We start from the raw sequence: 19042 nt of genomic DNA on the forward strand, positions 1-19042 counted from the left end.
CCCTCAGACCGAGACGGAAAGCGGGCTGAGCAGGGCGCCGAAGGGTGTCTCGAAGACCACACTGAATTGCGCCCCGATGCCTCCGAGAGCCAACGGGTCCACATTCAACTCCGGCTGCAGCGGTGTCACCGCTCCGGCCGCCACCTCCAGCAGAGCGCCGCTCGCCGCGCTGTACACGTGCATCACGAACGTGGGGGCGCCCGGCACCAGCTGCGGTAGGTCGGTGGCCCGAACGTGCACGGGGCCGGCCACTTCCGACTCCGCCCCGACCCCGGGTTCGACACCGTCGACGTCGATCCAGGCCGGAACCGAGATCGGGCCCCACGGCGATTCGACACGGTCGCCCTGCGGTCCTGTCGCGCTCAGTTCCGGCGCGACGACCACGTCGACGCCGGGCACCACCATGTCTTCGTCCGGATAGCGCACCGCGACGGCGACCCCGGCACGCGACCACGCCGGCACGTGGATGGTCGCCGTCCCGGCGAACACGGCCGCGTCGGCCGGCGACGGCGCCAGGTCCGCGACGGCGATCTGTGGCCAGAACCAGGGGTCGCCGTCGGTCGATGCCTCGACGAATCGCGCCTGAATCGGTTCCTGCGCATAGCGATTGAGCACTGCGGCCTGGACGCCGCGAACGACGACCGTCGCGGTCACCGGAATGCCCGCGGCTTCGGCTTCGCCGGCCCGGGTCAGTGTCAGCTCAGGAGTGGGCGGCACCTCGTCGTAGGGCACCACGACGAACACCGGCTTGACCGACGCGAACGGCGGCTCCACACCGTCGCGGACGACGCGGCCGGCCGTGTCGAGTTCGGCCGTGACCGGGACCGCACGGGCGGCGAGGACGTCGACGGTGCCCGCAGGTACGTCGAGACGGGCGGTGGCCACGCCGGCCTTCACCGGGACCGGCTCGGACACTGCCAGCATCGAGGCTGCTCGCGCGGTCGCCGGATTCTGCACGTTGAGCTGTTGTGCGCGAGCCGCTCTGGTCGCCGCCGTCAGCGGGTTCAGGGCCGCCGCGGTACGTAGCGCCGATTCCGACGCCAGGTAGAACCGATAGGCGCCGTCGTCACGCGGGGCCCGCACCGTGAGCGTCACCGACACGCTCGGGTCGGCGGCGCGCCGCGATGTCGCCAGCATGTGCGGGGCGACGGTGGGTGGGCGCAAGGCGCGCGAGTCACTGGTGTCGAGTTCGAATGTGACTGTGCCGGAGCGTGTTCCCGCATTGTCCTCGGCATCCGCCTCGATGGTGACGCGGTGGTGCTGCCCGGGAACCGTTGCCGGTGCCGGGAATTCGGCACGCACCAATAGCGCGGCAGCATCCGGGCCCGCCACGATCCCGGTTAGGTCCAGCGTCGGCATGACTGTGCCATCGGCGCGCCAGTTGACGCGCCGCAACGGTAACGCTCCCGGCACGGTCGCCGTGGGCACCCGGAACCGCACGTGTACGACTCCCGGGGAGGCCGGCGCCGCGCCGGCCGGGGTCTGGCGGGCCAGGCCGGCGTCAATGGTGGGCGGTGCCGGTGGCAGCGGGCCGGGCGGATACAGATCGATGCCGGCCGGGTCACCCCATCGCCCAATCCAATCGCTCAGAGCGACAGACCAGGTGATGGGGACCATCGTATCGCCGTCCGGAACGTCTTGGCTACCCGCCAATGTCGAGGCGCCGGTGTCGTCGTCCCACCCGGGAAGCAGCGGGGCGGCTAGACCGGTGCCGTCGATCTCGGGGTGCAGTGTCTGCGGCTGCGGGTCGACGCGCAGGAACGCCACCGGCGACCGCGGGACGGGTCCACGCAAGGCGTAGGCCGTCCTGGGCGGCGCACCGATGACGATGGTCTGCTCCCAGCGCCGCGGCTCGTCGGGTGCCCATCTGGGCCCGAACGGCGGCGGTGCCAGAACCGGCTGGACGGGACGCGACGGGGTGACCCCGGCGAAGTACGGCAAGGGAACGTGAGCCAAAAATACTGCGGGAGACCCGAATTCAGGATGAGATGGCCAGGACTCGACCTCCTTGAGAAGGTCCAGATAGGCACCACCGGCACTGATGCGGTCGTCATAGATACCGTCGTCAGTTGCGTTGTCGGCCAACGTGACACCGACAGGCAGACGCCCGCGATAGAGGTGCAGAGGAACCGTCGCCAACAGCACGCCCTGCCACGGCGCGTTGACCAGTCCGTGTGGCAGTATCCCGGACCGGCCCAGCCAGCGCGCCACTCCAGGATCGAGTGAGCCGACGCCGAGCGCTGCCGCAGCCGTCTGGGCCGCGACCACCCGGTACGACTCCCCCGGATCGGTACTCGCCGCCTCGATCAGGCCACGCGCGTCCGAGCCAAGCGCGTCATATGCCATGTGCACCCAATCGTTCACCGAGTTCCCGGATCTGGCGATCTGCTCCGCCCGGCGCAGCTCGTCGTCGGGACTCCAGGGGCCGCCGGGGTCGTTGAGGGCATAGGGCACCGGTTGCCGGGGCGCGGCCAGCGCGATCCGGTCCTTCCAGGACGCCAGGATGCCGGGGCTGGTGAAGCCGTGAAGCGGCAGGATGTCATCGGGCGGTGCGTGAACCTGCGGATCGCCGGGGATGTCGCCGATGTCGGCCGCGAAATCGGTGGGCAACACGAAGAACGACGACTCGATGATGCGGCCGTCACCGCTCACCACCAGGCCGGCCATGTCGTGAGCGGCCACGGCGTACGGTTCCCGATCGCGCGCGGATATCTCCACGTAGGCGCCGCCGACCGCGACCCGGCCTGAGATTGCCGCGACGCGCAGATTACCTTCGCCCTGGATCAGCGCCCAGCCGACCATCGCGCCGGGCGGCGTGCGCGGCAGCAGCAAAACCGGCGAGTCCGGGGTGACGCGCAGGCCGGGCTCTGGTGGCTGTTGCGTGGCGGCGTCAATCGCTTCCACCCCGACCGGGTCCTCGACCCGCAGGTGGCGCAGCAGGATTGGACCGGCGGGCAGGTCCGTCACACCCCCCGGGGTGACTCGCCAGTACAGGCCTTCGGGCACGCTGTCCTCTTGGCCGGCGTCGATGTAGGCCGCCTCGCCCAGCGCGACGATCGAATGACAGAACTCGCTCATGCCCGTACCGCCTTGATCGGTCCCTGCAGGAATCGTGGCACAGGCTCCACCCGTACCCGGCGCTGGAACGCCGTGCCTCGGTCATCGGCGGTCACGACCAGCGCCGCGGGCGCGGCCGGCGCGCTGGGTTGGTGCCGCAACCACAACACTCGGGTGCCGCTGCGCGACGCCCGCATTACCGGGAACACGGTGCCATCGAGCGCCGCCGCGTGAATTCCCATGCGTCCGGGCCGGTTCAGTGGTTCTGAGGATTCCAGCAGCAGGCCGGCCACGCCCCACCGCCCCGCGGAGAGCGCCCAAAGCACGGTGCTGCGTGGCGCCGGAACGGGCCGCAGCGGAGGCAGTCCGAGCGCGGCCAGGGTCTGTTCGAGTTCGGCGTCGTCGGCGATCGAACCGTCGGCGAGGCCGGCCAGTGCGCCAGGGGCGCCGTCGCCACCGTTGCCGATCGGCACGTCCCCGTGCGCGGTCGGTGTCGACGCCAGCGCCAGAGCGCTGTCAGCCAGCTGGAATGCTTCGATCAGTTGCGTCGGGCCGGCGTATGCCGACGTGGTGAAGGTGACGCCATCCAGTTCCGGGTCACCCAGCGTGAATGTCTGACCGGTCAGCGGCAAGCCGACGGACAACTCGTACGGGGTCAGCGGTTGCAGGGGCAGGTTGCCGCTGAGCTGCGCACCGTCGGGCAGCGACTGGCACCCCGCAAGGCCGGCCGCCTTCGCCAGCAGGTCGGCCGCCGACAGTCCCGGCCCGTGCACTCCGGCGGCGAGGATCGCGGCCTCGAGTCCGGGGATCAGGAAGATGTGCGGGCTGTTGCTGCGGTCGGTCCGCCGCGCGGCAAGGCCGATGGCGCGACCCATTGTGGTGGCCAGTTGCGCGATGTGCGGTGCGCGAAATGTCGCCGTCACCGGGTCGCCGGTGAAGTGGAACGGCTCGTGATCGGCTGGGGTGTAGCCATCCAGATAGCGCGACAGAAAGCCTGGATCGAATCGGTCGACACGCCTGGATGTTGTCTTGTACGAGACGATCTCGGCGTTCTTCTTCCATGCCGCGACGACGGTGTCGCCCCACGGCGTGTTGTCGACGGCTCCCGCGACACCAGATTGGGCCGCGTTGACTTTGGGATCCTTCCCAGCGGTGCGGAAGAACCAATGCACCGTGCGCTCATCGGTCGCCGTCGAGTTGGTCTTGGCGTCGACGCGATCGTGGTAGGCCAGTGTGGCGGTGATGCGGTACTGGCTGGCCGCGTCGAGCACCACGCGGCCGGACCCATCGACAAGAGTGTCCGGCGGCAAGGCGGCCAGGGCGGCGGCGTCCGACGCCGAGGAACTCGCGCCGTCGTACATCGCTGCGGCGAGCGCGTACAGTCCGAGGATCGCCAGGGGGCGTAGCGCGCGCGAATTGAGTTCGGCCCCAACCGCACTGGACTGCCCATGCTGGGCGAGATGCACGCGCCAGAGGCCCGCACCCACCGGCTCGATCGGTGCGGGGCGGCTGCCGGTAGCGGTGAATACGGTGGCGCTCCCCCACGGCGTGTCCTCGTTCTCGCGGCCGGTATCGACCAGCAGGTAGCCCTCGGCGACCGGCTCCCGCAACTCGACGGTGTGCCGCGCATCCGGATGCCGTTCCTCGAGGACCGCTGACGTGCGCCCCCACAGCCGCAGCGCCCCGTCGAAGGACGCCCCGTCGGCGTCGACCGCCTCGGCGAAAGCCACGACGCCGCCATCGTCGATCCACCCGGTCTCACTCAGGCCTGCCAGCAGATCGCCCGGGTCGTCGGCCGGGCTGACGATGTCGAATCCGACGGCACGGCTGAAATTCGGCCACCCTGTGGGGAACCCGATCTGGTTCTCCCGGGGCAAGACCCGCCACGATCGCCGTTGCGGTAGCCGGCGCGCGTCAGCGCCGTAGGTCCATGCCGCTTCAGCGTTGGGGTGCCAGTGGCATTTGTCGGCACCCTGGGCGACGTTGGGCGGAATGCTGCCGTCGGCCGGGGGCGCCTGATGTACCAGCGAGAGCCCTTGTTGCACGGTCAGTAGGGCGAGCTGCCGCTGGTCGGAGGTGACGGCCGATGGCGCGTCGGGAGCGACATCCGAGGGGATCTGCCAGGCGGACACGGTGTTCAGCGGTACCCCGGTGGCCCCGGCGTTGGTGATCCTCTCCAGCGCAACCCGCGTGAGATGCCATTCATGTTGGAAGCGTCCCGATCCGGACAATCCGGCGTGGACTTCGTTGCGTACTCCGGCCGCGGTGTCGACGACGGGGGCGATCGGGAAGGTCAGCAGCGGGATGGTGTCGGGCCATACCGTCGGCGTCGATTGCCAGCCCCCTGCAGGCGTGTCGCCGTTCTCGAACACCAGATGTCCGGCCGCGGGTTGGTTGGGATCGGTGAGCAGCCGGCCGATGCCGTCGGCCAGCGTGACCGTCGGCAGTGGCCACGGATCCGGTGGCGGCGCTTGGGTCAATGCTGTGGTGTCGCTGCCGATCTCGATGCAGCCTTTGAGTTCGGTGAAGAACAGGTCGACGACGGCACACACTTTGAAGTGCAGATCCACGTGGCCTTCCGACAGCAGCATCGTCGCGGTCGCGGAGACACCGATGCGGAACGGCCCCAGTCCGACAGCGCCGTCGAGGTGGCCCTGCGCCCACACGGTGACCGGGCGGGTTCCGATCGCGGCGATCAGGCTGGCCGACACTTCGGCCCAGATGACGGGTTTGACCCCGAACACCTGACGGAACCCGATCCCGGCGGCAACCGCAAAACCGTTGAGGGTCTGGTTGGTTCCGGCGAGTTTGTCGATTCCGTTGCCCCGGATCATCAGGAACGCCCACCCCGCGTCGACCTGTAGGGGGCCCAGCCCCGGGAAGACGACGGCCTTCACGGGTCCGGGGGGCCGGCCGGTGTGCACCCCGCCGATGCCGTCGTCGGAGCCGAGGTGCAGCCACCAGCTCGCGGCGTCGAAATGTCCGGCGGCCGGGATGTCCATCTTGAACAGGTAGGGCACGCTCAGGTGGGCTTCGAGACCCATGTCGAGCGCATTCTTGTTGGCGGACAGGCCGCCCAACACTGTGAGACCAGGGGTGTTGTCGTCGGTTTGGATCTGGTCGCGGTCGGGCACCAGGTTGTGACGCTGTTGCACGAAACCGGCGTCCAGGCCGATACGTAGGGCGAAGTCCGGCACGGTGACTCCGACAACGCCTAGCGCGTTGGCGGTGAAGCCGTCATCGACGGCGGTGCCCACTACGACGGCGGCGCCGAGGGTGAGATCGCCGGGCGGCGGAAGCAGTCCGTCGTCTGCCCAGGGCCGCCAACGGCGCAGTGACTTCATTGGGTCGGCCGGGTCGGCCAGTGGGATTCCGGAGTTCGTGGCGATCGTGGCCGCCAGTGAGAACAAGCCAAGACCTGTAGGCCCCAACAGAATCGGAGCAGGGAGATCAACACCGGCCGAGAGCTTCACCTGTGGTCCGTCGAGCGCCACCGCGACAAAGGCATTGACGCGCAAGGGCACGATCTGGGCCCACAGGTCGACGTCGAGCTTCTCGGCAACGGTCACCTTACCGCCGCCGCGCAGCACACCGGGCAACTCGACGGAAGCATCCAACCCACGCAGGCCGATATCGGGAGTGAGGGCACCGTCAGCGAACGTCGCGCGGATCGTCGCTCCGGAGACTCGGACCGGGCCGAGATCCACGGTGAAGCGCAGATCCACTTCGAACCAGCTAGACCCGGAGCCGCCGCGGCTGCCGATCACCTCGAACAAGTTGCCGGGGCCGTCGACGACCCAGCCGCCGGGGTCGACGACATCCGGACGCGCCCCCTGGAGATCGACTTGTATCGCATCCTCGATCGATGCCGCCGCCACATCGATCACCGCGCGAATGCTGCGCCACCGCACCCGCATCGGACGGCTCATTCCGATCTTGAGCAGCGGCTCGACTTTCCATTCCTTGGCCTGCACCGCGCCTTCGAAATCCAGGGTCACCGGCACCTTGCCGTCGGTGGTAGATGCCTGCAGGGTCACACCGTGCAGCACCATTCCGCCCAAGGACGCGAATGCGGGACCGAAACCTCGTGCCGCGGCGTACAACAGACCCAGTGCCGCGATCCCTTGAGCGCCACCGCGGGCTGCCATCGCGGTCCCGAGCACCGTGGTGACGCCGGCCGCGATCGCCGCCGCATCCCCGGATTCGCCGATATGGGCCAGCCCGGCGATCCCATCGGATTCCGCCGTCACCGCGACCTGCACCGCGGCCGGATCTTCCGGCGGGCGTGAGGCAGTGACACGCACCCGAATCGTCTCGGGCACATGCGGTCCTGTTGCGCCGAACGGTGAACCGCCACCGGGCAGCTCCAACACGGCCGATATCGCGATGGGCACCAGGTCGGACAACGATGCACGCGTCCCGAGGTGGAAGGTCACGGTGCCGGAGACGTGCGGACCATCCGGTCCCGCCGGAGTGCGCGGCACCTGCACAGTGATATCGGTGCCGTGCGCGACGGCGGACAGGTCGACGGGCAGTACCAGGCCACCGACGATGGGAAGTGCTGTGGGGAGGATCAATTCGATCGCGCCAAGCGCCGGGCCACTGTTGCTCAGCGCAATCTCGGAGCTGGGCAGACTCAGTCCGAAGCCCCCGGGAAGCACCAGGTGACGCGACGACAGAACCGCGCGGGCACCGGCATCCGGTGTCACGCTCGTGGGATGCGCTGGTGAGCCGCTGATGACCAGGTCCCCGGCGAATGCGACCGTCATCGGTGCACCGCTCGGCGTCATCGAGGCGCGGGGCGGTTCGGTGGCCAGATCATCGCGGTTCGCGGCCTGCACCTCGGCGATCGGCGTACCGGCGCCCGCAACGGCGCCGGTGACCCGCACGACGAAACCGCCACCGCCCCCGGCCGGTTGAGACAGCGTGCAGTGCACCGTGCCGCTGAGCGGGGAATCCAGTGCGCCCGGGATGCTGGCCCCGGAGCCTGTGGCATCGAATGCCCCGCCGGCCGGCGGGAACGGCCCGTCGACTGTCAACGAGTCGAGCACGGTCGCGATATCGGCAGGCACGACCGTGCTCGCCGCGATCAGGTTCTGACGGATGACGTCGAGCAACGAGTTCATCTACTCACCCCGTAGTCGTTCAGATCGCGGACAAGAGCCCGAACAGCGCGGCGTGGATCTCTCGTTCCACCTTGGGGTATTGCATGCTCGAATCGGGCCAGTATCCGCCGTCGTCGTCATCGGGGTCCGACGGATTTTGCCCCAACTCCCAGCCGGCTTCCAGGGTGAACGTGTGGGTGTTGAGCAACAGCGGATCGGCGAATTGACGGCTGAACGTGAAGTCGTCGAATGCGCCGGTGGTCGGATACAACAGCGAGGACGGCTGCGGGATGTAGGTCGAGCGTTGGATTGCCGTGGCGTCACTTCCGGCGGATGCCGCGATCGCCGTCGCCATCGAGGCGGCCAACGACTGGTGCCGCGACAGCAACGGTCCGCGGGCATCCGCGAAGTTGTCGGGGATGTACTCGGCGTAGGTGCCGTTGGGCACGACCCCGTCGCGCTGGAAATCGAACAACGGGTTCAGGAAGCTCTGCGTCTGGTCGACAGACTGGTTCTGTTCAATTCCCCACGGGTACAGGATGGTTCGCCCGAACATGTGTACGTCCACCAGGTAGGTGATACCCGTCTGGGTGATCAGCTCCATGAGGTTCATCGTTTCGGGCTCGATCGACGGTCCATCCGGCGGCGGCGCCACGGTGTAGCCGCGGAAGATCTCACTGCACGGATTCTTCGACGTGTGGGCTGCCGGTGCCGCGGCGGGCGAATAGTAGATGTCCTGATCCCAGGCGATCGGGAAGTTCCGATTGAGGTCCACGCCCTCGCACCCCGGGCCGGGACGGCGGTTCTTGCGCCACAGCCGGTTGAAGGATGCGCTGCTGGACAAAACCAAGTCACGGCCATCCGGATTGACGCAGGGCACTACGTACAGGTCGATCGTGCTGAAGATGGCATTGACCGTCGCAAGCGGTATGACGAACTCGTCGTAGACCACCCCGGTGGCGTCGGTGAACGCGGGATAAGTGATGTCGGTTCCGTTGGTGAACGCGCTCAGCAGCTGGTTGCAGAACGACAACAGCGCATCAGGTGGCGCCAGCTCGCGGCTGTGGACGCCGCCGGTGAAGAGCACCGGTATCGCGTCCGCGACTCCCGTGTTGATCTTGACGAACGGTACCGGCTGATTGTCCTGGGCGGTCAGGTGATTGAGGGTGAAGCGTGTGCAGTTGAACGAGAAGTTTGCCTCGAGTGCGGTGACCGCATTGGCGATCGCTGCGGATTTCTTGTAGGCCATCGCCCGCCTTCTTCCTGATCTATTCGTCTTCGATCTGGTTGTCGATGGCATCCCACCGCTGCTGCAGTGCGACCTCGTCACGAAGAATCGAGACCTCGTAATCCAGTGCCACCAACGTGTCGAGCGTTTCGACCGGCGCGTAGGCGACGACACTCCATTGCCCGTCCGCCACCTCACTCGCCGTTGCCCGAACCAAGGACACGTCAGCGACGGTGACCAAACCGGCCATCGCTTCTTGTGTGCCGCTGATCAATGCGCATGCGACCATTTCGGCCCCGCTTTCGGTTGGTTACCAGATGTGGTCGATCGCCGCGGTGCCGTCAGCACCCTTGTAGGCAACCTCGTACGGCTCGTCGCCGATATGCAGCTGAGCAAACAGGCTCCAGCCGGGTTGCCAATTGCGATATAGCAACGTGTCCACGCCGGTTCCGTCCGGCCGCACTCGGTCCACCGACATCAGCCCGTCGCCGGCGCGATAGGCAACGTAGAAGGTGTCGCCGAACCGGGTGAACGGTGTGAAGGCGGTCCAGCCCGGGCTCCAGGTGAAGTTGGCGGTCGTGGTGACGTCTTGGCCGTCCGGTGAAATCCTGCACAGTTGGGCTCTTCCGGCGGCGGTGTCATAGAGAAGCAGCCGCTGGCTGGGTCCGGTACTCAGCGGCACGAAGTGGGTCCAGCCCGACGACCATGTCGACCCCATCGTGTTCTTGAATCCCGAACCGTTGGACAGCAGCTGATCGATCGCCACACTGCCGGTGGCTTGTTTGTACGACAGCAGGAACTGGTTGCCGCCCAAAGTGAATGGCGTGAAGTGTGTCCACCCGGTCGACCAGTTCGCCGTCCACCGAGTAGTGACATCAGCCCCGTCGGCGCTGACGTCGTCCAGTTCGACCCCGCCCGTCGACGCGCGGTAGAGCAGCAGATGCGCTCCGGCCGTCGACTTCAACGCGGTGATGCCGGTCCACTTGCCACCCCACGTCGACCCCATCCTGTTGTCCCAGCCGCTGGCATCCGCGCGCAACCGGTCGATACTGACGCCGCCGCTCTGCAGCTTGTAGGACAACATGTGGCACACACCGGCCAGGTCAAACGGAACGAAATGCGTCCATCCCAGCGACCACCCCTCCCGTAAGACTTCTTCAGGGCGGTGCGCGAAGCGGGACAGGGTTCCTGAGATTTGTTTTTGGCACACCGGGCAGAACGGTGCGGCGAGAGTCTGCATCTTGCAGTCGTAGGACGGGCGGAAAATACCGCAGTGGAAGTTCAATCCGCCTTCATAGGCACCGACATCGCGCGGACCCAACGGATTGGCACGCGTATCGCAATGAGTGCAGTTCGGATTCTTCAACGTGGGCAGTGCGGTGTCTGCCACGGTGAGCGAGTCGTGCCACTTGACCGTCGACCATGCCGTCGACGCTGTGATGTTGGCCTGAGACGGCTCGCCGCCGGTGTAGGCGTCATGCGCCGGGTCTGTTTCGCCACACCCTTTGTAGGTCGGATACTCGTCCGCGAGCCCAAAGGACGAATGACCCATTTCGTGGATCGCGATGCGCGCGGAATCCGGGTGCAGTGAGAAGGTCGCGACTTTGCCGCCCGAACCTCCGTATTGGGGGCTGTTGACCAGCAGCATCGGCTGACTCGTCTGAGGCAGCGCGGCCTTGGCCGCCGCCTCGACCCTGTCGGCGTCCGCACGGTGCGGACCGAGCAGTCGGTGTATCTCGCCGTCAAGGCAGAACGTCGAGTCGAAGAATGTGCGGGCGACAGCACCGGTTCCCCGACACGGTTCCCCGGCCGGATCATCGGCGCCGGCATCGGTGGATGTGACGTCGAGGCGGTACACGTTGATGGCCGTTCGGTAGATATCGAAGGGCGGCGTTGCGAAAAGGGTGTTGACGAACTGTAGGACACCGGCGGCGAAGGCCGCCTGGTCGACTTCCCGGAAGCCATCGGCGGCAACCATCACATTGAAGCGACGCGCGGCAGGTCCGTGTTCTCGTACGATTTGGCTGCCGATGATGGCGCCATCGTGTTCAGTCATTGCGCGTCCTAGAGTTCGACGGTGGCCAACGCGACTGCCGCGATGCCCTGGTCGTTGTCCACCGGGTCGGGCCCAAAGATGACGAGGGTCGTGGCGTTCCCGAGCGCCGGCGTGAGCAAGTCGAACGAACCAGCTGACTCATCACTCTTCGCACGAACGAAAGTTCCATCCTCGGTGGGTATTTCGTAGTGCGGAGACATCGGGTTTTCGGAGATCCTGCGGAAGAGCACAGCATCGTTTGTGTCGCGTAGCTCGTACCAGAACCCGGCGAAGCCACTGATATCGTCAGTCCGGTCAGACGGGCCAGTACGCATTTCCACGTTGGCGACGTCGGTGACCGCGAGCGCCGCGCCATCGAAGGCCATGCTGAATCGCCATGTCAGGTCTTGGCTGGGAGGGTCGTCAGGCATTGCGCTGCTCCTGCCTATTTGGTATCCGTATTCCGTTGTCACACAGCAATATCAGGAGATAGCGGCCCGTTTTGCCGAGCAAGCACATCGCCGCCAGATCGGTTGCACATGACGATCCCCCTCCCCGCAGGTTCGATGTCGATGACCCGAACACTGCCCCCCGTTCACGATAGGACGGCGGAACAAGCCCGCCACAAGTAGCGGCCTACTTAAAAACGCGAGCTTCCCCACGTAGCACGATGAGTAGTACGAAGGTCAGAGTGCTGCGCACCGCTCCAACAGCTCGGCTGGCGGCGGCTGGTAGAAGCTCAATACCGCATGCTCACAGCCCAGCTCCGCGAACTGCGGCAGCAGATCCAACTGCTCCTCGACCTGCTCGGGTTGGTCCGGATACAGGAAGACCTGAACCGAGCGGCGGATCGTGGCAGGGTCCCGGCCGACCTCTTCGCACGCCTCGGTCAGCCGCACACTCGCATCGCCCCAGAGCTGCGGGGCGCCATGGCTGGGCATGTTCCATTCGTCGGCGTGACGCGCGATGACCCGCAACATCTTGGGCTGCGATCCCCCAACGACGATCGGGGGGTGCGGCCGCTGGATCGGCTTGGGTTCGCAGAGCGCGTCATTCAGCGTGTAGAACCGGCCCTCGAACGCGACCGTCTCCTCGGTCCACAGCCGGCGGATCACCGTCAAAGCCTCGTCCAGCATCGCGACTCGCGTTCCCGCACTGGGAAATTCGATGCCGTACCCGAGATGCTCGGCCTCGTGCCAGCCCGCCCCGATACCGAAGTCCAGCCGCCCACCACTGATGTGATCGACGGTGACAGCCATCTTCGCCAGGATCGCCGGGTTGCGATACGTCACGCCGGTGACCATGCAACCGATGCGGGCTCGCTGGATCACCACCGCCATCGCGGCCAGCATTGTCCACCCCTCGTGCGTCGGTGCGGCGTTCTCGGCCAAACCGTAGAAGTGGTCGTAATTCCAGATCGCCTCGAAGCCGAGCTCGTCGGCAGCGCGCCAGAACTGCTCGAGCTCGGGATAGGTGAACGTGGGTGCGAGCTTGGCCGAGATCCGCATGCCTGCAGCCTACGTTGGCAAGATCCCATCGCCAGCTGTCAACCGCGCCACTGTTGGTGACCGGCCGCTGCATCCGACGATGTCGGCATGCATGCACAGATAGTCCTGTTCGACGGATTCGATCCCCTCGACGCCATCGCTCCCTTCGAAGTGCTCGCCGCCGGTAGCGATGCCGTCGGCGGCGAGCTGGTGGTCGAGATGGTCACTGCCGAAGGCCCGCGGCCCGTCACAAGCGGCACCCGCGGGTTGGTGATCGAAGCCACCGGTCAGCTCGACCCCGCCAAGCCGGGCTACATCATCGTGCCCGGCGCGTCCGGACCCATCGAGGGCGATCCCGACGAGGGTGTCGAGACCATCCCGGTCCTGCTGGCCCGATTTGGCGAAACCGCGGCAGTCCCATTGCTGCGCAAGGCGTTCGACAACCCGGACATCACGGTGGCCACGGTCTGCGGCGGGTCGCTCGCGTTGGCGATGGCGGGACTCATCGAGGGCCGCAACGCAAACACCCACCACCTCGGCATCGACGTCCTGGAAGCCACCGGCGCCACGCCGATCCAGGCCAGGGTGGTCGATGACGGCGATCTGGTGAGCGCCGGCGGCGTGACATCGGGCCTGGACCTCGCCCTGCACCTGCTGCACCGAAGTTATGGTCCCCGAGTGGCTTTGGCCGTCGAGGACATGTTCGCCTACGAGCGGCGCGGAACGGTGTGGACCAACACCGGCCGAGTCCCGGTGGCGGTGTGAGCATCCTCGGCGACTGGGACGTCGCGATCAAGACTCCAATCGGCACACTTCATGTCGTCTACAGCTTCACCCAACACGACGAAGGCGTCGCCGGAACCGCGGCGGGCAAGGACGAAACCGTGCCGCTCAGCGACATCGTCGTCGCGCCAACAGCCGACGGCGAACGAGTCACCTGGCGTCAAACCGTCACCAAACCAATGCGATTGAAGCTTGATTTCGACGTGCAGGTGCACTCCGACCAACTGAAAGGCCACTCCCGCGCTGGCCGGCTACCCCGAACCGCGGTCACCGGCCAACGCCGAACCTGACCCGAGCCAGCCAGTCGCAAAGGTATCGTCAGCGAGTGCCGAACCCGCTCGACGTCCTGCCCGTCGCCGACGGTGTCGGGCTGCCATGGGATGTCGCAGTCGACGATGCGGTGGGTGCGATCGCCGCGGCCCGCGAACGCTGCGGCGACACGTTCGTGGTGGAGAGCGGGGGCGATCGGTACCTCTTCACCTTCTCCCCCACCGGCGTCGAATCGTTCTACGCACTCGCCGAAGAAGCGGCGAGCAAGGGGGTAGCGGATTTCCTCATGCTGCGGCGCAAGCTGCCCGACGAGGTGTTCGCAGGCCGACGACTACTGCCGAGCTCGCTATTTCGCCGCGACGACGTCACGTCCTACCTCGCGAACCTCGACCGTGCCCTCGACGCGACCGAAGTCGAGCTCGGCGAAAGCGGCTCCGTCGACCTGTTCGCACTGACCCGACGGCTCGGCCATCGCATGGGGTTGGCGTCGTGGGCCGGCCCCGGCTGCGCCGACGGCGAGGCGTTCGAGGCGCTGGTGCGCGCATTCGACGTGCTCGACGGTTCGGACGCCTTCGTTCACCCCGACGCGATGGCGGCCGTGGCCGCCTCGGGTATGCGTGCTGAGCGAGCTGCCTTGGCGGAAATCTCCGAGATCATGGAAGTGTCACTGCGGCAGCATGATTCGACACCGGAGGTCGGCGATGGATTATTCAGCCGCATCGTCGACGCCTGGGCTTCGGAGCCGCCAGACGTCCGCAACCGCGGCATTGCGATGGACGTCGCGCTCATCCACATCGCCTCGATGTCGAACCTGATGGCAGCGCTCGGCTGGGCGCTCGTCGACCTGATCGTGCATCCCGAGCACCTCCGCCTCGTCGCGGCCGGGGATCGCGACCTCGCTACCAGCTGCGCGCTCGAAAGCACCCGGCTGGCACAGCGTTCGATCATGTCCCGCGCCGTACTCGAACCCGTCGCATTCGACACCGGCGCAGGTGTGGTCGACGTACCGAAGGGCTGGACCATCGCGACGCTCCTGCCGCTGCTGAACACGTCGGCGGCGGCCGGCTTGGAGAATTGGGATCCCAGTCGGTGGCACCGGCACCGGCTCGCCGATTCAAGCGCGTTGCCATCACCGATGCTGGTGACTGCCTTCGGGCACGGCAGGCATTCCTGTCCAGCACAGCCCTTTTCGTTAGCCGCGATGACAATGGCGATGACCCGCCTCGTGGGTCGCTACGACATGAAGCCGGAGTGGAGTGACTACCCACGTCCGGTGCCCGCTCAGATCGGCGGCGTGGCGCGCGCGGCCGATCCCTGCCCGGTCGGCTACACAACGCGCTGAGCCGTGATTCTCTTCACTACCGGCGATCGCGGGGTTGCGCGGTGTCGCACGGTGGGTACCCGTTGCCGCGGAGGGATACCGACATGTCGAAACAGTTGGCCAAGGCCGGTGCAGGTGCTCTGATCGCGTTCAGCGTGCTCGCTGGATGCTCGTTGCGAACTGCCACCACATCACAACAAGCTCCGCCCGCCCAGCCGGTCGGATACGAGGAGCACAACGATGCCGACGTCGCCTTCGTTCAGCAGCTGATTCCCCTTGAACGACAAGCGGTCACCCTGAGCGACGCACTACTGGCCAAGCCTGGTGTCGACCGCGGTGTTGCGGACATCGCCACCGCCATACAGGAGAATGATCGCCCGGAAATCGCCCAGTTGCAGGGCTGGCTGAACGACTGGGGAGCTCCGGCCGCCGTGAAGAACGGCGCAGCGGAGCTGGCAACTCACCAGTCGGCCGCTGACCTGCAGGCCGCCGATCCGAGTCGGGCCGCCAAGCTCTACCTCGAGCAGATGATCGCCAACCGCGAGCGCACCCTCGCCCTGAGCAAGACCGAGGTCGACCATGGCACCTACCGCGCGACCGTGGCGGCCGCAGGCGGCAACGAGGCCACTCAGGAACGGCAGATCAGCACCATGAAGACGCTGCTGGGATCGCCCTGACCTAGACCCGCCGGCGGTCCCGCTCGGCCGCCAGCCCTTCGCTGACCACGGCCACGGCCATGCTCTGGTTGTAGCCACGCCGGGCCAGCATGCCGACCAGCCTGCGCATCACCTTGGCGTCGTCGTCGCCGTCGAGTTTCTCCCGGCGCAACTTCTGCTCCACCAGCTCTTCGGCACGCTGCCGTTCGGCACCGGCGTCGATCCCGTCGAGCGCCGCGGCGATCAGGTCGTCGTCGACGCCTTTGGTCCGAAGCTCAGCAGCCAAGGCGCGCTTGCCTTTTCCGGCTCGTTGCCGTCGTGAGCGCACCCATTGTTCGGCAAAGTCCGCATCGTCGATCAAGCCGACGGCGGCCAACCGATTCAGTGTCGTCGCGGCGACCTCGTCGGAGTAGCCCCGCTTGGCCAGTTGCCCGGCGAGTTCAGATCGCGTCCGCGACCGCACGGTGAGCAGGCGCAAACACAGTGCGTGCGCCTGCTCCTCGCGGGTCTCAGAAGTCGACTGGGGCGGGGAGAACGTCATCGATGGGCCCATCGGTCATCACCGCACCGATACCGAGCTTCTCTTTGATCTTCTTCTCGATCTCGTTGGCGACGTCGGGGTTCTCCATCATGAAATTCCGGGCGTTCTCTTTGCCCTGCCCGAGCTGCTCGCCCTCGTAGGTGAACCACGATCCGGACTTGCGGATGAAGCCCTGGTCGACGCCCATGTCGATGAGCGAGCCCTCGCGGCTGATGCCCTTGCCGTAGAGGATGTCGAATTCGGCCTGCTTGAACGGCGGCGAGACCTTGTTCTTGACGACCTTGACGCGGGTGCGGTTACCCACCGCGTCGGTGCCGTCCTTCAGCGTCTCGATCCGTCGCACATCCAGGCGCACCGAGGCGTAGAACTTCAAAGCCTTACCGCCGGTGGTGGTTTCGGGCGAGCCGAACATCACGCCGATCTTCTCGCGCAGCTGGTTGATGAAGATCGCGGTGGTGCCCGAGTTGTTCAGCGCGCCGGTCATCTTGCGCAGCGCCTGGCTCATCAGGCGGGCCTGCAGGCCGACGTGGCTGTCACCCATCTCGCCCTCGATCTCGGCGCGGGGCACCAGGGCGGCCACCGAGTCGATGACGATGAGGTCGATGGCGCCGGAACGCACCAGCATGTCGGCGATCTCGAGCGCCTGCTCACCGGTGTCGGGCTGGCTGACCAGCAGTGCGTCGGTGTCCACCCCGAGCTTCTTGGCGTAGTCCGGATCCAGCGCGTGCTCGGCGTCGATGAAGGCCGCGATACCGCCGGCCGCCTGCGCATTGGCCACCGCGTGCAGTGCGACGGTGGTCTTACCCGAGGATTCCGGGCCGTAGATCTCGACGACGCGGCCGCGCGGCAGTCCGCCGATGCCGAGTGCGACGTCCAGCGCGATGGATCCGGTCGGGATGACCGAGATGGGCTGGCGCACCTCGTCGCCGAGGCGCATCACCGAACCCTTGCCGAAGTTCTTGTCGATCTGCGCGAGCGCCAGCTCGAGGGCCTTCTCGCGATCGGGTGCCTGCGGAGCCATGGTGATACCTCTTCCGGTAGTCGTCCTCTGACCGTTTTGGTCGATTGGCCGTGACGCTAAATCAGGCCACCGACAAAACCCGACGGTCGAACACGGACCACGATAGCGAACAGGTGTTCGAAAGCAAGCAAGGCGCGCCGAGCGTGTCGGCTACCACTGATCGCGCGGCACGTCGAAGTCCGCGCACAGCGCCCGCCACACGTCGCGGGGCTCCACGCCGTCCTCGATAGCCTGCGCGGCGGTGCGTCCGCCCAGCTGGGCCAGCACGTGATCGACCACCAGCGAGCCCCCGCGAACCGGGCCGAACTGCCCGTCGACCAGTTCATGGAATTCCGTCAGCCGCACGTCACCAACCTACCGATTCATGGCACACCTGTACCGGATCGGTGACCTGACCGATGCTCTCACCCGCGCGCCGGGCCGCCTCCCGGTACCCCGGCGACGCCAGCACCTCTCCCACCTCGGTCACCAGCGCCTCGGCCGACAGCGGCCGGATCAGGCGCGCACTGCCTTGCCGCACAACACGATTCGCCAACTCCCATTGGTCGCCACCGCCGGGCAGCACCACCATCGGCACCCCGGCGAGCAGAGTCTTGGCCAGCATCCCGTGCCCGCCTCCACACACCACCAGATCGGCGTGGCCCAGCAGCTCGTCCTGGCGGCCGAGCCCGACACTCGCCCACGGCGGGACCTCCAGGTCTTGGCCGCCGAGGCGAGAGATCACCACGCGCGAACCCGCGGGCAGCGTGCGCCCCGGAACCAGGTGTTCCAAAGCGAGCTCGGCCACCCCCTGGGCTCCCGTCGTCGCGGTCGACGGCGCCACCACGATCACCGGGCCCTCCCCCGGCGGGATCGGCAACACCGCGGCGGTCGGCTCGAAATGCAGCGGTCCGACGACGACGGCCTCGGCGGGCCAGTCCGGGCGCGGCACCTCCAGCGCGGGCAGGGTGGCGATCAGCCGGCGAGCCGGACCCGGTTCGATCGCCGGCAGGCCGATCTCGACCCGCACCGCCGAGCGCTGGCGCAACCCCGCCTTCAAGGACCGGGCGGTCAGGGCACGCATGACCGAGTCCCGAAGCCGGCCCCGGATACCGGTGCCCGGCGCCAGCCCGCTGCCCAGCGGTGGCAGGCCGCGTGACGGCAGGTACAGCGGGTGCGGATTCAGTTCGACCCACGCAATGTCGAGCAGTTCAGCTGCCATCCCACCGCAGACGGTGATGACGTCGGAGACGACGAGATCGGGCGCCAACTCGCGCAGCACCGGCACGTTGAGCACCGCCATCCGCGCCGCGCGCTGGTGGATCTTCTCGCCGGCGTCGGTGTCGTCGTCGCCGACTTCCAAGTCCAGGCCCACGAGTTCGACGGACTCAATGCCGGCCGCCCGCGCCGTCTCGAGCCATTCGGTGCCGGTCAGCAGAACGGGGTCGTCCCCGGCGGCGGCCAGACGCAGGCACAACGCGATCGCGGGAAACGCATGGCCAGGATCCGGGCCGGCCACCACCGCGACACGCACGGGCCTACCCTGCCACAGCGCTTTT

General features: G+C 67.1%; 15 protein-coding genes. 4 read left to right on the forward strand and 11 right to left on the reverse strand.

Annotated features, from left to right (window positions below; translation table 11 throughout):
• Positions 1–3: 3 nt before the first annotated feature.
• The 7 genes from EV580_RS03185 to EV580_RS03215 all read right to left on the reverse strand — a co-directional run bounded on the left by EV580_RS03185 (position 4) and on the right by EV580_RS03215 (position 12933).
• On the reverse strand, positions 4–3078 hold the full coding sequence (locus tag EV580_RS03185; RefSeq protein WP_133689681.1) for a hypothetical protein: 3075 nt from the start codon (positions 3076–3078) through the stop codon (positions 4–6).
• Positions 3075–8183 (reverse strand): hypothetical protein, encoded by a 5109-nt coding sequence (locus EV580_RS33590; RefSeq protein WP_166654569.1) that lies wholly within the window; start codon positions 8181–8183, stop codon positions 3075–3077. The genes EV580_RS03185 and EV580_RS33590 overlap by 4 nt, the downstream gene beginning before the upstream one ends.
• A gap of 19 nt (positions 8184–8202) precedes the next feature.
• On the reverse strand, positions 8203–9411 hold the full coding sequence (locus tag EV580_RS03195; protein WP_166654570.1) for a M14 family zinc carboxypeptidase: 1209 nt from the start codon (positions 9409–9411) through the stop codon (positions 8203–8205).
• Positions 9412–9430: 19 nt separating this feature from the next.
• Entirely contained in the window at positions 9431–9679 is a 249-nt protein-coding gene (locus EV580_RS03200; RefSeq protein ID WP_133689683.1) for a hypothetical protein, read from the reverse strand.
• 21 nt (positions 9680–9700) lie between these two features.
• Positions 9701–11446: a M64 family metallopeptidase gene (locus EV580_RS03205; protein ID WP_133689684.1), complete on the reverse strand. Its 1746-nt coding sequence runs from the start codon at positions 11444–11446 to the stop codon at positions 9701–9703.
• A gap of 8 nt (positions 11447–11454) precedes the next feature.
• The gene (locus EV580_RS03210) at positions 11455–11856 is read right to left on the reverse strand and encodes a hypothetical protein (RefSeq protein WP_133689685.1); all 402 of its coding nucleotides are present in this window, start codon (positions 11854–11856) and stop codon (positions 11455–11457) included.
• A gap of 255 nt (positions 11857–12111) precedes the next feature.
• On the reverse strand, positions 12112–12933 hold the full coding sequence (locus EV580_RS03215) for a TIGR03560 family F420-dependent LLM class oxidoreductase (RefSeq protein WP_133689686.1): 822 nt from the start codon (positions 12931–12933) through the stop codon (positions 12112–12114).
• Positions 12934–13020: 87 nt separating this feature from the next.
• Here EV580_RS03215 and EV580_RS03220 point away from each other — a divergent pair, with 87 nt between their 5' ends.
• The 4 genes from EV580_RS03220 (at position 13021) to EV580_RS03235 (ending at position 15963) form a co-directional block, all read left to right on the forward strand.
• Entirely contained in the window at positions 13021–13677 is a 657-nt protein-coding gene (locus EV580_RS03220) for a DJ-1/PfpI family protein (RefSeq protein WP_133689687.1), read from the forward strand.
• Positions 13674–13985 carry a hypothetical protein gene (locus EV580_RS03225; protein WP_133689688.1) on the forward strand — a complete coding sequence of 104 codons (312 nt, stop codon included), beginning with the start codon at positions 13674–13676 and terminating at the stop codon, positions 13983–13985. Before EV580_RS03220 ends, EV580_RS03225 begins: the two co-directional genes overlap by 4 nt.
• Before the next feature lie 35 nt (positions 13986–14020).
• Positions 14021–15307 (forward strand): cytochrome P450 family protein, encoded by a 1287-nt coding sequence (locus EV580_RS03230; RefSeq protein ID WP_133689689.1) that lies wholly within the window; start codon positions 14021–14023, stop codon positions 15305–15307.
• A gap of 83 nt (positions 15308–15390) precedes the next feature.
• Positions 15391–15963, forward strand: a complete 573-nt coding sequence (locus EV580_RS03235; RefSeq protein ID WP_133689690.1) for a DUF305 domain-containing protein — start codon at positions 15391–15393, stop codon at positions 15961–15963.
• Position 15964: 1 nt separating this feature from the next.
• Here EV580_RS03235 and recX read toward each other — a convergent pair whose 3' ends face one another.
• From recX to EV580_RS03255, 4 genes are all read right to left on the reverse strand, one after another.
• Positions 15965–16483, reverse strand: coding sequence for a recombination regulator RecX (gene recX, locus EV580_RS03240; RefSeq protein WP_133691008.1), 519 nt, complete (start codon positions 16481–16483; stop codon positions 15965–15967).
• A complete protein-coding gene (gene recA, locus EV580_RS03245) occupies positions 16452–17504 on the reverse strand; it encodes a recombinase RecA (protein ID WP_133689691.1) in 1053 nt (350 codons plus the stop codon). The genes recX and recA overlap by 32 nt, the downstream gene beginning before the upstream one ends.
• 150 nt (positions 17505–17654) lie before the next feature.
• Positions 17655–17849 carry a DUF3046 domain-containing protein gene (locus EV580_RS03250; RefSeq protein ID WP_133689692.1) on the reverse strand — a complete coding sequence of 65 codons (195 nt, stop codon included), beginning with the start codon at positions 17847–17849 and terminating at the stop codon, positions 17655–17657.
• Position 17850: 1 nt separating this feature from the next.
• Positions 17851–19017, reverse strand: a complete 1167-nt coding sequence (locus EV580_RS03255; protein WP_133689693.1) for a glycosyltransferase — start codon at positions 19015–19017, stop codon at positions 17851–17853.
• Positions 19018–19042 lie beyond the last annotated feature (25 nt).

It is taken from the genome of Mycobacterium sp. BK086 (assembly GCA_004362315.1).
Lineage (GTDB): Bacteria > Actinomycetota > Actinomycetes > Mycobacteriales > Mycobacteriaceae > Mycobacterium.